Below are 13,456 nucleotides of genomic sequence, written 5' to 3'. Positions count from 1 at the left end.
ATGGTAGAACCGACATTTGATCGTGTGGCGTTTGAGATTGGCTCTTTGCCAATCTATTGGTACGGCATGATTATCGCCTTTGGGGCGATGCTTGGTCTCGTCCTCGCCTTATACGAAGCAAAACGTATCAATTATGATTCGGAACGACTCGTGGATGTCGTCATCTGGTCGATTCCGATCAGCATCGTCTTCGCGCGCATTTATTACGTGACGTTCCAATGGGATTATTATTCAGAGAACCTCGGACAAATCATCGACATTCGTCAAGGTGGGATTGCCATTCATGGAGCCATCTTCGGTGCTCTCCTTGTCGTCATCGTCTATTGTATGCGAAAGTCGATGTCGTTCTGGAAAGTGACGGACATCTTGGCGCCATCGCTTCTTCTTGGACAAGCCATTGGGCGTTGGGGAAACTTTATGAACCAAGAGGCACATGGTGGCGAGACGACGCGTAGTTTCTTGCAAGATACGCTCATGCTACCAGACTGGATCGTCAATCAGATGTACATTGATGGGACTTATTATATCCCGACCTTCTTATATGAAAGTGTATGGAATATCATCGGGGTCATCCTTCTCGTCGCGTGGCGCATGATTGGCAATCCACGACGTGGTTATATCTTCTTGTCGTACCTCATCTGGTACTCAATCGGTCGCTACAATATCGAGGGACTTCGTACGGACAGTCTCATGTCAGGAGATTTGCGTGCGGCCCAAATGGTGTCGATCGCCTTGATCTTATTCGGTATCGTCATGATGATCCTTCGCCGCAACGCGAAACGGTACAACGACCCATCAGAGAAAGGATTGTTTGATTAATGGATACGCTCTTATTTGATTTAGACGGTACATTACTCGATACGAACCCGCTCATTATCGCGAGTTTCCGCCATACGTTCGACTACTACTTCCCAGAGCAAACGTATCGGGATGAAGACATTTATCGATTCATCGGACCAACGCTCGAAAAGTCGTTCCGTGAACTCAACGAGCCGGAATGGAAAGAGATGCAAGCCTTCTATCGGAGCTTCAACATCGCCATGCATGACCAACTCGTCGCGGAGTATCCAGGGGTCATCAAAGGGCTATACCGCCTCCATGAGAAAGGATACAAGATGGGCGTCGTCACGTCGAAAGGTCGTCCGGTCGTCGAGCGCGGGCTTCGATTGTTCAACATCGACCACTTGTTTGATGTCGTCGTGACGGCGGATGACGTCGAGAACGAAAAACCTCACGCCGAACCGGTCGAACGTGCGCTCAAGGCGCTCGGTTCGTCACCAGAACGCGCCGTCATGGTCGGAGACAACGACACGGATATCTTCAGCGGGAAAAATGCCGGAACGAAGACGGTCGCTGTAGGCTGGGCCCTCAAAGGGCGTCCATTCCTCGAATCGCTCGAACCGGACGTCATCATCGACTCGATGGAACATTTCGAGGCGTGGCTAGACGAGGTCAGTATTCATGCGTAAGACGACACGATATCACATCGAGGGACCGAATCCGCTTTGGCAAATGTATCAGACGATTCGCTTTCTGCGTGTCTTCAAAAACACGACGGTCGTTCTGGTCGGTCGTTACTTTCCGTCGGTGAAGGCAAAGCGTTGGCTTTACCAGACGTTCCTCGGGATGAATATCGGAGAATATAGTGCCCTTGCTCTCATGGTCACACCGGACGTCATGTTCCCGGAACGTATCACGATTGGTCGCAATACGGTCATCGGATTCAATTCGACGATTCTCTGTCATGAGTATCTCGTAGACGAGTATCGGATCGGGGACGTCATCATCGGTGATGGCGTATTAATCGGTGCGAACGTTACCATCCTGCCAGGGGTAACCATCGGGGACGGTGCCGTCATCGGCGCGGGCGCGGTGGTGCACCGTGACGTCTTACCAGGAGAGCGGGTCATCGGTTCAAAGCTTCAATCGTTGACACATATTTGACACAATTTTTCGCAAAATGTTTTCATGAGCATTTTGTTCGTACAGAATCAATAATACTTGAGCGGTATCACTTTTTTTTAAAGAGATGCCGCTTTTTCATGGATAAATGTACAGAAATGAAGCTATCATATTTTCGTTCAAAAACAATTTTTGAACCTAGTAAAAAATATTCATTATAGAGGGAATATAGTCGCAATTTTTTTTAACTTTTTCAGTTGCCCTCGTTGTTCGAGTGCGGTATTCTTATCCCTGCAACTAAAAAAGATTTAGAGATGATGTGGAGGATTTAGAATATGGAAGCGAACTATGAAGCAGTAATGACGCTACCCGAACCAGAATCTCCGCTCGCTGCGGAGCTCCACTACTATAGAGGTCGTCGTGCGTTACGTGAAGGTCGCCTGGATGAAGCGACTTTTTTCATGGCTGAAGCGACAGCGGCAGCCACGCATCGCGTCGACTATCATAAACAGTACGCAGAACTGTTATTTGAAGTAGGGGAGGTCTACCACGCCAATGACGTGTGGAAACGAGTATTAGAGCTCGATGAGACCGCAACAGAGGCACTGTATCACTTAGCAAGCAACTGTGCCTATGTCTCTCAATATGAGGAAGCGGCGCACTATGCATCCGAATATCTCGCCCGTGACACAAAAGGTCACTTCACGGAAGCTGTGCAATCCCTTCTTGAACTGATCGAACTCGAACAAGAGCTCGAGGACGAGGAAGAAGACGAATTGATCACGTGGCATACGGAAGCGCAGCGTCAAATCGATAAAGGACGATTGTTTGCGGCAAAGGCGACACTCGAGCGTCTCATCGGTCAATATCCATCGTTTTGGCCAGCATACAACAATCTGTCGGTCGTCAGTTTTTACCTTGGTGATGACCAAGCGGCATTCCGGACGCTCGAATACGTGCTCGACCAAAATCCTGGCAACTTGCATGCAATCTTGAACACGATTCTCTTGCTCCATGAAGCGGGTCAATCGGAAGTGGCCCTTCAGTTGTCGACACCGCTCACACGTGTCCGTCCACTCCAATTTGACTTACGTTATAAATTGGCGACGACACTCGCGCTTGTCGGACATTACGACCGTGCATATGAAGAACTGCGTCTATTGAAAGACCGCGGATTCCGTGGGGACCCACTGTTTGGGCATTGGCTCAGCGTGTCTGCCTATAAGACAGGACGACTTGAAGAGGCAGCCACCTACTTGAACAATGAAGAGATGAAACAGTTTGAAGAGAAACAAAGCTTCGACATTCGAGAAAACCTCGAATTTCGTTCGGCGCTCGTCCAAGGATTGCGTCAAGAGAGCGACTTGGCTCGAATCGAGATTATCCGAATCATCGCCAACTTAAAAGATGACGAAGCGTTCGAAGCGCTTGCGCTCACGAATGCGGTGACGGAAAACGGGACGGTCCGTGCGTTCGCAGAGATGTGTCGTGCCGACCTTTGTCAGCAACCGTTCAAAGGAGACGTCCGGATCAAGCGTGCGTTTGATGCGCTCGTCTTGGCTGAAGCACATGTATCAGAAGCGGAACGGATGAGCCTAGAGGGCGACTTCTATGAACGTTTCGCGACGCTTCTGTTGTCTGATGAATCATTCATGGACGTAACGGCATCGGCCGCTGCGCTCGTCTGGATGTTTTATACGAAACGGGACGCATTGATTCTCGAAAATTGTGCGAACGCCTTCCATCTCTCGGTCGACACGTTGACAGAGACGGTCCGTTCGTTCAAACGGACACTCGAACAAGCATAAAGATAGACGATACCCTTACAGGTTTCTTATACTAAAGGCAATCAATTTCTTGCAGAGGTGGAATCAACATGACAGAAGAAAAAATTTATGACGTCATTATCATCGGTGCCGGTCCTGCCGGAATGACCGCTGCGCTATATGCTTCACGAGCGAACCTTTCAACACTTATGATTGAACGCGGGATTCCAGGTGGTCAGATGGCAAACACGGAAGACATTGAGAACTATCCGGGCTATGACAGCATCCTTGGTCCTGACTTGTCTCAAAAAATGTTCGACCATTCGAAAGCGTTCGGTGCGGAGTATGCATATGGGGACGTGCAAAGCATCTCGGATGAAACACAATATAAAATCGTCCATGCGCACAACCGTGACTATAAAGCACGTGCAATCATCCTCGCCTCTGGTGCTCAGTATAAGAAAATCGGCGTACCGGGAGAAGAAGAACTCGGTGGCCGTGGCGTATCGTATTGTGCGGTATGTGACGGAGCGTTCTTCAAAGGGAAAGATTTGTTCGTCATCGGCGGTGGCGACTCGGCTGTTGAAGAAGGTGTCTTCTTGACACGCTTTGCGAACAAGGTGACGATCGTTCACCGTCGCGATGAGCTTCGCGCTCAGAAGATTCTTCAAAAACGTGCGTTCGACAATGAGAAGATCGATTTCATTTGGAACCACACGTTGAAAGAAATCACAGAGAAAGACGGGAAAGTCGGTGGGGCTCGTCTTGTCAGCACAATTGACGGGACTGAGACAGACCACGAGATCGACGGCGTCTTCATCTATATCGGCATGAACCCGATCACCGGGTTCGTCCAAGACCTCGGCATCACGAACGAGCAAGGATACATCGTCACGAACGAGGCGATGGAAACGAACATCCCAGGGATTTTCGCTGCCGGCGACGTTCGCGAGAAAACGCTTCGTCAAGTCGTCACAGCGACGAACGACGGATCGATTGCCGCTCAGAATGCTCAACACTTCATCGAGGGACTCCTCGAATCGTTGCAAGAACAAAACGCATGATTCAAGAAGGTAGGACTGCGGGGGACCGCGGTCCTTCTCTTTTTTTCGGACGTTCGTTATACTAGATGAAGAGAGCTACACACACGGCTCGGTTGTCAATTTTAAGGGGGCGTCAGCGAGATGGAAGACTTTAAAGGATTGGAAGAATTGATCATCATCAGTGGGATGAGCGGGGCTGGGAAGTCGGTCGCCATGAATAGTTTCGAGGACCTCGGCTATTTCTGCGTCGACAATTTGCCACCGGTACTCTTACCACAATTGATTGATGTCATCAGCTCGGTCCGACCGAAAATCGCGGTCGCCATCGATACACGGACACGAGACTTTATCGATAGCTTGTTCATCGTCATCGACGATTTGGAAAAGAAGAACGTGCATCCGCACCTGTTGTATTTAGAGACGCGGGACGACGTGCTCGTTCGCCGTTATAAGGAGACGCGACGGTCCCATCCGCTCGCACCGGAAGATGCGCCACTCGTCGGCATCAAGATGGAGCGCGAACTGTTAGAAGGATTCCGTGACCGGGCCCACACGTTGTATGATACGAGCGACTTGAAGCCACAGATGTTGAAGGACCGCATCCTCCAACAGTTCAACGAAGAACGGATCCCGTTCACAGTCAACTTCATGTCGTTCGGTTTCAAACACGGAGTGCCGCTCGATATCGACTTATTGTTCGACGTCCGTTTCATCACGAACCCATTCTATATCCCTGAGCTCCGTCCGCTCACGGGTCAGACGACAGAAGTACAAGAGTACGTCATGTCGCACCCGGAAGCGCGAGCGTTCTATAAGAAGTTGATCGACATGCTCGAGTTCCTCCTTCCGCAGTATAAACGGGAAGGGAAGACGCAAATCGTCGTGGCGTTCGGCTGTACCGGCGGGAAACACCGGTCGATCACCTTCGCTGAGAAAGTGTCGGAGCACTTTGCTGATCGCTATAACGTGAAGACGGTCCACCGCGACCTCGTTCACGCGACGAAGGAGAAGTGACATGAGACGAGACCGGAAAGTAGTCGCCATCGGCGGAGGGACAGGGTTGTCCACTCTCGTTCGTGGGTTGAAACATTATCCGCTCGACATCACGGCAATCGTCACCGTCGGGGACGACGGCGGAAGCTCGGGACGTCTTCGTGACGAGTTTCATATGTTGCCTCCTGGCGACATCCGTAACGTCATTTTGGCGTTGTCGGAAGTTGAGCCGTTAATGGATAAGATTTTGCAATACCGTTTCGATACGGGATATGGATTAGAAGGGCATTCCCTTGGAAATTTGATGCTCACGGCAGCGACTCACATCTGTGAGGGTTCGTTCGTCAAAGCGATCGATGTCATGTCGCAACTCTTGAACGCACAAGGGAAAGTGTTGCCAGTGACAGAGACGCTCATGACCCTCGCCGCCGAGTTCGAGGACGGCACCATCGTCAAAGGGGAGTCCAAGATTCCGCTACATGAGCAACCGATCAAGCGTATGTTTTTACTCGAGGAAGGCATTGAACCGGCCCCGGGCGTCGTCGAGGCGATTGAATCGGCGGACGTCATCGTGCTCGGTCCAGGAAGCCTGTATACAAGTATCATTCCAAACCTTCTCATCTCGGCGGTGCGGGAAGCCATCATCCGCTCGAAAGTCCCGGTCGTCTATATTTGTAACGTCATGACGCAACCAGGTGAGACGAAAGGCTATGACGCGATGAAACATTTAAAAGTCATCGAGTCGTACCTTGGGAAGGCATCGATCGACACGATTGTCGTCAACAACGAGCCGATTGAAGAAGAGTATTTGGAGCGTTATCGTGAGGACGGGTCGGAAGAGGTCCGCTTCGATCGGAAGAAACTCCGAAACTATGGGACGAACGTTCTCGCTGGGGACATCGTCGATTATAACCGGGAGTATATCCGTCATGATTCCGACGCCATCGCCGGACTCGTCATGCAGCGGGTGCTCCGAATCAAGAAGCCACGTTCGTTTCAAGAATTGGAACTGAAATAAAGATTGTTGGAAAGACAGAAAGGAGGGGGACTCGATGAGCTTTGCATCAGATGTGAAGAAAGAATTGACACAACTTGAAGTGACTGACGCGGAAGCGAAGGCGGAACTGTCGGCACTCGTTCGGATGAACGGGGTCATCTCGCTCGCCCTAGGACGAGGCATGACCTTAGATGTCTCGACGGAGAACGCCTCGATCGCCCGTCGGATTTACTCGTTGATGAAACGTCTTTACGACCATCCGTTAGACTTGTTCGTACGGAAGAAAATGCGTTTGAAAAAGAACAACGTCTACATCGTCCGCGTGTCACAGCATGCGGAGACGATGCTTCGGGACCTTGAGATCCTCGGAGAGAATTACGAGATGATCCGGACACTGAACTCGGATATGACGGGGGACGAGAACTTAGCACGCGCTTACTTACGTGGTGCGTTCCTCGCCGGCGGGTCGATCAACCATCCGAAAACGTCGTCGTACCACCTCGAAATCTATAGCTTGTACGAAAACCATAACCAGGCGCTACGTGATTTGGCGAACCGATTCGAGTTGAACGCGAAGACGCTCGAACGGAAAAAAGGGCATATCTTGTACATGAAAGAGAGCGAGAAAATTTCAGATTTCCTCAAGCTGATCGGGGCGACCCGAGGTATGTTGGAGTTTGAAGACGCACGAATCATCAAAGATATGCGGAACTCCGTCAACCGTCTCGTCAACTGTGAGACGGCCAACTTGAACAAGACGGTCGGTGCAGCATTGCGTCAAGTCGAGAACATCAAGTTCTTGGAGCGGACGGTCGGGCTCGACGTCTTACCGAAAAAATTGCGGGAGATTGCTGAACTGCGTGTCACACACCAGGACGTTTCGTTACAGGAACTCGGGGAAATGCTCGAGTCCGGTCCGATTTCGAAGTCAGGAATCAACCATAGACTTCGTAAAATTGACCAGATTGCCGAGCGCGTACGTAGCGGGGACGAAATCGCATCCTCGTGATGCGGTTGCACCAAAACCATTCTTCCTATATAATAAGCAATTGTGTATAGGTTTTATGAATAGCGAATTAAAGGAGCTTCATCATTATGTCGAATGAAAAGAAAAGATTATCGCTCACGATCGACGCTAAGCTCGACCAGGTCATCACAGAGCGTGCCAAAGAAATCGGGATTCCGAAAAGTGCACTCGTCACGTTTGCCACAAGCCTCTTCTTGAACCAGCTTCGTGCAGAAGAGTTGTTGAACGGGGACAAGAACGCAATCTACGAAGTCATTCGTAAAGACTACGAGTTGCTCACGAGCGTAAAGAATCTAGATAACTAAGTAAAAGGTTGACTGCGGTCAGCCTTTTTTAGTTGCATCTCTCTAAGAAATTTGGAATAGTGGTGATAATGAATTGGAACGGAGGTCGATCAAATGGGTCAAATCTTACTCATCCTACTGCTACAACTAATCTACGTTCCGGTGTTGACGCTCCGGACGATCATGCTCGTGAAAGGGAAGACCGTCATCGCCGGTCTATTCGGAACGCTAGAGACGCTCATCTATATCTTCGCGCTCGGCATCGTGTTCCAGGATCTGACGACGGTCGGGATGATCGTGTATGCGGTCGGTTTCGGGCTCGGGATCTTACTTGGCGGTTTCGTCGAACGGAAACTCGCCATCGGTTACAACATGATCCAAGTCCATACGAAAGAATATCCGGCGGAGCTCATCCAACAGATGCGTGACAACGGATATGGGGTCACGCATTATCAAGGGCAAGGACGTGACGGGGTCCGTTACCGTCTTGACGTATTGGCGGCCCGCACCCGGATGAAAGAATTGCGTGAACTCGTCGAGAAACATGAACCGAAAGCGTTCCTCGTCGCATTTGACCCGATCGACTTCAAAGGCGGTTATATGATGAAAGGACTGCGTCGCCCGAAATGACGCACAAGACTCACGAACGTGGGTCTTTTTTTGTTGGAGTAGGGATTTTATCTCGTGACAGGGAACTAGTGAAGAAAGGGGATGAGACCGTGAAACGAAATCGGAGTGTGTGGATGATCTTACTATTTATACTTGTAGGGGCGGGTATCGTTTATTTCGCCATGACCTTATTTGGAGATGGAGAGGACGGTGTCAAACCGCCGCTCCCGACGGTTCGTGTCGGCTCGGTGTCTGCGGAAGTGGAACAATCGACGTACTGTTGGGAATCCGGCAATCAAGCGACGTGCGCCGATTACGGACTACCAGAAGCGGACGACCTTCAACTGATCACCGTCAAACCGGGCGACCGAATCGATGTCGTCTATCATGCAGAACCGATGACGTCGAGTTTCAATCGAATCGAGGATGGGGAACTCGTTCCTTCTGAACTCGTCGTTCCGGACAAGCCGGGCATCTATCTCTATGAAGTCGGCGGAGAGTGGTCGCAAGGAGATAGCCGATACGTCTTCGGTGTCCGGGTTCCTGAAAACTAATGGTTGACCTGCCTCTAAGGGATGGCTGTACAGTGAAAGTAGGAGGTGGGGAAACGGTGATACCAATCGGAAGAGTCGCGCATGTGACCGGATTGTCGGTCAAGGCGATCAAATTTTATGAAGCGCGCGGATTGGTCCGCCCGACGCGGACCGAGAATCAGTATCGAATGTACGGGATGGAAGAGATTCGACGGTTGAGCGAAATCAAACGATTACGTCAAATCGGACTTCGTCTCGAACAAATTCAATCGGGTCTACCGGTTGATACATTGTTAGAAACACGATTGGATGAAGTTCAAGTAGAAATCGAACGACTTCATCGAATCGAGAGGCAGATTCGATTGATGCAAGCAGGAGGGAACGACATGAAGATTAGATATGAGACATTGAATGAAGCCATTTCCGTCTATGGATATGGTGGTACGTTAGAGGAGATTCCGCATATGTGGGCCAAGCTTCAACCGGAACTGACGACGGACGAGTCGTACGGAGTCTGTCTCCCGCAGGAGAACGGTTATGTCGCGGGCATGACGAACCCGGTGTCGGGAGAAGATGCGCGTCGTGTCGAACTGACGGAAGGGAACTATATCGTCGCGACGGTGGAGGGAGGCATCCCGATGATTCCGTCGACGTATGAGCAGCTAGTAAACGTTCCAGACGTGACGCTACGAGACGCGGTCGACTTCGAGCGCTATATTCACGGGCAAGGGGGAGCGGACGACATCATTGAGATTTGGATGCCGATTGAATGAAAAAGACGTTTCCCGCTCAAACGGGAAACGTCTTTTGTGTGATTAACGTGTCATGACTTTGTCGATGAGACCGTAGTCTTTCGCTTGGTCAGCTGCCATGAAGTAGTCACGCTCTGTATCGCGCTCGATGACTTCAAGAGGCTGTCCAGTGTTTTCTGCCATGATTTGGTTCAACTTCTCGCGCATCTTGATGATGCGTTCTGCGTGAATCTTGATGTCTGACGCTTGGCCTTGTGTGCCGCCGAGCGGTTGGTGAATCATGATTTCTGCGTTCGGTAATGCGAAGCGTTTTCCTTTTTCACCGGCTTGGAGCAAGAAGGCACCCATCGATGCGGCCATTCCGATACAAATCGTCGACACGTTCGGCTTGATGAAGTTCATCGTGTCATAAATCGCCATACCCGCTGTGATCGAACCACCTGGGCTGTTGATGTAGAGTGAGATGTCCTTTTCTGGGTCCTCAGCTGCGAGGAAGAGGAGCTGTGCGACGATGGAGTTCGCGACGTTGTCGTCAATCGCACTTCCGAGAAGGATGATACGGTCTTTGAGCAAGCGTGAGTAGATGTCGTACGCGCGCTCCCCACGGCCTGTCTGTTCGATAACTGTTGGAATTAACATTGAATCTGCCTCCTTTATGTAGGTTGTAATTTCATCATACCTGTATAGTCAATGATGGTCAAACGATAGTCATCGTTTTTCACCTATTCCACGATTTTCTCGTTGTGAAACGAAAAAGAGGCCAGGCAATCTGCCTGACCTCTACATCTGATACACCCGGAGAGATTCGAACTCCCGACACCTGGCACCGGAAACCAGTGCTCTATCCCCTGAGCTACGGGTGCATATCTGTGACACGAATTTATTATACATTTGTTTTATTAAAAAAGCAATCCTGTTCGCATAGCTTTTTTGAGCGCGACGGAAGCGGGTTCGCTACAATAGAAAAGAGGGGGGGAGAACGATGCAACGGCAGGAGCAAAAACAAACTCAGCAACAACAGATGACGCAAGACCTCGTGCAGCGGTTACCGGTCCTTGAAGCGGATCGTCTCGCGCTCGTATTCCGGTTGGCGCGTCTTGCACGACATAACCCGAACATTCACATCGGGAGCGGGGACGTCGATTGGATTGCAGATGCGGCGAGCTCGTTTGAGGAGAAGCTGTTCACACAGATTCATGAGGGTAGCGGCAGTGAGGATGAGAAAGTGTTGCGACGACAACTCGTCCTCTTGCTCGACCATCGGGGATTATTGCCGGATGCGAATGAGGTGTTGGCGACACGACTCGGTGTCGACGTCACTCGAATCGAACAGGCGAGGCAGGCGCTTTTATTTCTTGAACCGACGGGGATCGGGGCGAGAACAGAACGGGAGTGTCAATATCGACATGCGATCGAACATGAGGACCCTCGCATCGTCGATGTATTCGAAGCGATTGAGAGTGGGGTGAGTCCTCAACAGATGACGACTGCTCTTGCTATTTCAGAGGAGGAATTGGCAAGACTGGAACGAATCGTCGCGACACTTCCGAAACGTCCTCTATTATATGAAGAAACGGGTCACGTGTTTCCGGAAGTCGAGGTACGCTATGAAGAGGGGACACTCGTCACGACGTGGCTCAGTCCGGAACTCGACGAGTCGCGTGTCGGAAATGACCGTGAGGCGAAATGGTGGATGACGTCCCTTTCGATGCGGAACGAAACGCTGCGTGAGATTTGGTCAATCATTGAAGCACGTCAGACCGAGTGGCTCAAAGGGGAACTTGTCCTTAATCCGTTGACCCGACGTACGGTCGCGCAGCTCATCGGAAAGCATGAATCGACGGTCGGACGAGCCATCCAAGGGAAGTTCGCCAAGACCGAGAGTGGCATCATGGAATGGCGACACTTTTTTGTTCGGTCTACAAGTCGCGGGCATTCACCATTTATGATTAAACGGACACTCGCAGAACTGATTCAACGAGAGAAGGCACCACAAAGTGATCAGGCGCTTGCGAATGAATTGATTCGATACGGTTATCAAGTGACCCGGCGGACGGTGACGAACTATCGGGAAGAGCTTGGATTCGGTAATTCGCGCGAGCGCGAGCGACAGGTATGGAAGGGATGACGAAAATGAAATTAACATTATATAAACGTGACAATTGCTCACTATGTGACGAGGCGGTCGTCATGCTCGAATGGTTACAGGAAGATTACCCGATCGAACTCGAACAGGTCGACATCACCGGGGATGAGGTGCTCGAGGCAAAGTACCTCTTTGAAATCCCCGTTCTCATACATGAAGGTGTGGTCATCAGTCAAGGGCGATATGATGACAACAAAGTTGAAGATTTTGTTAAGTATACGCTTACATCGAAAAAAAACGTTTGAAGGGGTTGCCAGACGGAAAAGTGATTGATAAGATGAACTCGTAGCGGTGGGACGCAAATAAAAAAGTGGGACAAAAGTTGTCCACACTGAAAGTCGAGGGGGTATGAGCATGATCCAGCAACTGATTCACGTTCAGAAGCAAATTGTCCCTGACCTGCTCGATACGCTCCGACATCGTTACGATATCTTACATTATGTCCGCTTGATGCAGCCGATTGGCCGCAGGACACTCGCAACGAGCTTGGGACTGACCGAACGGGTACTTAGACGAGAAGTCGACTTTTTGAAAGATCAAGGTCTTCTTTACGTCGCTACTCAAGGAATTTCCCTCAGTGAGACGGGACGAAACGTCTTACGAGACTTGCACGAGATCATGGGAGAACTTCTCGGAATCTCAGAAGTGGCAAGAGAGCTCGAAGAGAAATTAGGGGTTCGCCAAGTCGTCATCGTACCGGGTGACTCGGATGAGACATTCTGGGTTCAACGCGATATCGGACGGGCGGCGGTCACGCAACTAAAAGCGCGGCTCGCACCGGATGATAATGTGATTGCGGTAACGGGAGGAACGACGATGGCATCGGTCGCGGCGATGATGTCGCCCGATAAAAAAGAACGCCCGATGCATTTCGTGCCCGCACGTGGAGGTCTTGGAGAGACGCTTGAACTTCAGGCGAACACTGTCTGTTCACGCATGGCGGACCGGGCCCACGCAGACTATCATCTTCTACATATTCCGGATGAAGTATCACAAGAAACATTCGACCGGATGGTGGAGGAACCTAGCATCAAAAATGTGCTGGAAATGATTAGAGCGGCGCGAATTGTGGTACATGGAATTGGTGAGGCAGAAACGATGGCAAAGCGCCGTCACGCATCACCGGAGCATTTGCGGATGATTGAACGGCATGACGCCGTCGCCGAGGCATTCGGATATTATTTCAATGCTGAAGGTGAGATCGTTCATCGCGTCAAGACGGTCGGGATCCAACTCGAAGAGCTGGATGACATGGATACCGTCATCGCGGTTGCCGGAGGGAAATCGAAGGCACAGGCGATCGCTGCTTATGCGAAACACACGTCGAACATCATCCTCGTCACAGACGAAGGTGCGGCGAAAGAATTATTAACTTGTTATTAAAGAGTTGACCCCCCGTTGGCT

At 50.6% G+C, this 13,456-nt stretch carries 16 protein-coding genes and 1 tRNA gene; 15 read left to right on the top strand and 2 right to left on the bottom strand.

The genetic code is table 11. The features are described 5' to 3' along the window. The 12 genes from lgt (at position 1) to BV910_RS10755 (ending at position 9,927) form a co-directional block, all read left to right on the top strand. Positions 1-819, top strand: coding sequence for a prolipoprotein diacylglyceryl transferase (lgt, locus tag BV910_RS10810; protein WP_078147312.1), 819 nt, complete (start codon positions 1-3; stop codon positions 817-819). Next, positions 819-1,469, top strand: a complete 651-nt coding sequence (gene ppaX / locus BV910_RS10805) for a pyrophosphatase PpaX (protein ID WP_078147311.1) — start codon at positions 819-821, stop codon at positions 1,467-1,469. Before lgt ends, ppaX begins: the two co-directional genes overlap by 1 nt. Next, positions 1,462-1,944 (top strand): acyltransferase, encoded by a 483-nt coding sequence (locus BV910_RS10800; RefSeq protein WP_074036278.1) that lies wholly within the window; start codon positions 1,462-1,464, stop codon positions 1,942-1,944. Before ppaX ends, BV910_RS10800 begins: the two co-directional genes overlap by 8 nt. Before the next feature lie 293 nt (positions 1,945-2,237). Continuing rightward, entirely contained in the window at positions 2,238-3,710 is a 1,473-nt protein-coding gene (locus BV910_RS10795; protein ID WP_078147310.1) for a tetratricopeptide repeat protein, read from the top strand. Between the two features lie 68 nt (positions 3,711-3,778). Beyond that, a complete protein-coding gene (trxB, locus tag BV910_RS10790; protein WP_078147309.1) occupies positions 3,779-4,732 on the top strand; it encodes a thioredoxin-disulfide reductase in 954 nt (317 codons plus the stop codon). A gap of 120 nt (positions 4,733-4,852) precedes the next feature. Next, positions 4,853-5,725 (top strand): RNase adapter RapZ, encoded by an 873-nt coding sequence (gene rapZ, locus BV910_RS10785; protein WP_078147308.1) that lies wholly within the window; start codon positions 4,853-4,855, stop codon positions 5,723-5,725. Position 5,726: 1 nt separating this feature from the next. Next, positions 5,727-6,722, top strand: coding sequence for a gluconeogenesis factor YvcK family protein (locus BV910_RS10780; RefSeq protein WP_078147307.1), 996 nt, complete (start codon positions 5,727-5,729; stop codon positions 6,720-6,722). Between the two features lie 34 nt (positions 6,723-6,756). Beyond that, positions 6,757-7,710, top strand: a complete 954-nt coding sequence (gene whiA, locus BV910_RS10775; protein WP_012726921.1) for a DNA-binding protein WhiA — start codon at positions 6,757-6,759, stop codon at positions 7,708-7,710. 86 nt (positions 7,711-7,796) lie between these two features. Beyond that, complete coding sequence (locus BV910_RS10770) at positions 7,797-8,033, top strand: hypothetical protein (RefSeq protein WP_012726920.1); 237 nt, start codon at positions 7,797-7,799, stop codon at positions 8,031-8,033. 93 nt (positions 8,034-8,126) lie between these two features. Then, on the top strand, positions 8,127-8,642 hold the full coding sequence (locus tag BV910_RS10765) for a DUF2179 domain-containing protein (RefSeq protein WP_012726919.1): 516 nt from the start codon (positions 8,127-8,129) through the stop codon (positions 8,640-8,642). Between the two features lie 89 nt (positions 8,643-8,731). Next, the gene (locus BV910_RS10760) at positions 8,732-9,175 is read left to right on the top strand and encodes a hypothetical protein (RefSeq protein WP_240499841.1); all 444 of its coding nucleotides are present in this window, start codon (positions 8,732-8,734) and stop codon (positions 9,173-9,175) included. A 56-nt stretch (positions 9,176-9,231) separates the two neighbouring features. Then, positions 9,232-9,927 carry a MerR family transcriptional regulator gene (locus BV910_RS10755; protein WP_168169853.1) on the top strand — a complete coding sequence of 232 codons (696 nt, stop codon included), beginning with the start codon at positions 9,232-9,234 and terminating at the stop codon, positions 9,925-9,927. 42 nt (positions 9,928-9,969) lie between these two features. Here BV910_RS10755 and clpP read toward each other — a convergent pair whose 3' ends face one another. After that, positions 9,970-10,545, bottom strand: coding sequence for an ATP-dependent Clp endopeptidase proteolytic subunit ClpP (gene clpP, locus BV910_RS10750; protein ID WP_012726916.1), 576 nt, complete (start codon positions 10,543-10,545; stop codon positions 9,970-9,972). Positions 10,546-10,696: 151 nt separating this feature from the next. After that, positions 10,697-10,769: transfer RNA gene (locus BV910_RS10745), tRNA-Arg, on the bottom strand. Positions 10,770-10,888: 119 nt separating this feature from the next. Between BV910_RS10745 and BV910_RS10740 the strand changes: the two genes are divergently transcribed. The 3 genes from BV910_RS10740 to BV910_RS10730 all read left to right on the top strand — a co-directional run bounded on the left by BV910_RS10740 (position 10,889) and on the right by BV910_RS10730 (position 13,435). Further along, positions 10,889-12,034 carry an RNA polymerase factor sigma-54 gene (locus BV910_RS10740; RefSeq protein ID WP_078147304.1) on the top strand — a complete coding sequence of 382 codons (1,146 nt, stop codon included), beginning with the start codon at positions 10,889-10,891 and terminating at the stop codon, positions 12,032-12,034. Positions 12,035-12,039: 5 nt separating this feature from the next. Continuing rightward, positions 12,040-12,297: a glutaredoxin family protein gene (locus BV910_RS10735; protein WP_047795086.1), complete on the top strand. Its 258-nt coding sequence runs from the start codon at positions 12,040-12,042 to the stop codon at positions 12,295-12,297. A 109-nt stretch (positions 12,298-12,406) separates the two neighbouring features. Beyond that, on the top strand, positions 12,407-13,435 hold the full coding sequence (locus BV910_RS10730) for a sugar-binding transcriptional regulator (protein WP_012726913.1): 1,029 nt from the start codon (positions 12,407-12,409) through the stop codon (positions 13,433-13,435). Positions 13,436-13,456: the final 21 nt, after the last annotated feature.

The organism is Exiguobacterium sp. HVEsp1 (genome assembly GCF_002009685.1).
Classification (GTDB): Bacteria; Bacillota; Bacilli; order Exiguobacteriales; family Exiguobacteriaceae; genus Exiguobacterium; species Exiguobacterium profundum.
This window is presented reverse-complemented; position numbering and strand designations above follow the sequence as displayed.

What these genes read in the sequence shown, in the direction of transcription:
- lgt (WP_078147312.1), top strand. Translation starts at nt 1, where the DNA reads ATGGTAGAACCGACATTTGATCGTGTGGCGTTTGAGATTGGCTCTTTG.
- ppaX (WP_078147311.1), top strand. Translation starts at nt 819, where the DNA reads ATGGATACGCTCTTATTTGATTTAGACGGTACATTACTCGATACGAAC.
- BV910_RS10800 (WP_074036278.1), top strand. Translation starts at nt 1,462, where the DNA reads ATGCGTAAGACGACACGATATCACATCGAGGGACCGAATCCGCTTTGG.
- BV910_RS10795 (WP_078147310.1), top strand. Translation starts at nt 2,238, where the DNA reads ATGGAAGCGAACTATGAAGCAGTAATGACGCTACCCGAACCAGAATCT.
- trxB (WP_078147309.1), top strand. Translation starts at nt 3,779, where the DNA reads ATGACAGAAGAAAAAATTTATGACGTCATTATCATCGGTGCCGGTCCT.
- rapZ (WP_078147308.1), top strand. Translation starts at nt 4,853, where the DNA reads ATGGAAGACTTTAAAGGATTGGAAGAATTGATCATCATCAGTGGGATG.
- BV910_RS10780 (WP_078147307.1), top strand. Translation starts at nt 5,727, where the DNA reads ATGAGACGAGACCGGAAAGTAGTCGCCATCGGCGGAGGGACAGGGTTG.
- whiA (WP_012726921.1), top strand. Translation starts at nt 6,757, where the DNA reads ATGAGCTTTGCATCAGATGTGAAGAAAGAATTGACACAACTTGAAGTG.
- BV910_RS10770 (WP_012726920.1), top strand. Translation starts at nt 7,797, where the DNA reads ATGTCGAATGAAAAGAAAAGATTATCGCTCACGATCGACGCTAAGCTC.
- BV910_RS10765 (WP_012726919.1), top strand. Translation starts at nt 8,127, where the DNA reads ATGGGTCAAATCTTACTCATCCTACTGCTACAACTAATCTACGTTCCG.
- clpP (WP_012726916.1), bottom strand. Translation starts at nt 10,545, where the DNA reads ATGTTAATTCCAACAGTTATCGAACAGACAGGCCGTGGGGAGCGCGCG.
- BV910_RS10740 (WP_078147304.1), top strand. Translation starts at nt 10,889, where the DNA reads ATGCAACGGCAGGAGCAAAAACAAACTCAGCAACAACAGATGACGCAA.
- BV910_RS10735 (WP_047795086.1), top strand. Translation starts at nt 12,040, where the DNA reads ATGAAATTAACATTATATAAACGTGACAATTGCTCACTATGTGACGAG.
- BV910_RS10730 (WP_012726913.1), top strand. Translation starts at nt 12,407, where the DNA reads ATGATCCAGCAACTGATTCACGTTCAGAAGCAAATTGTCCCTGACCTG.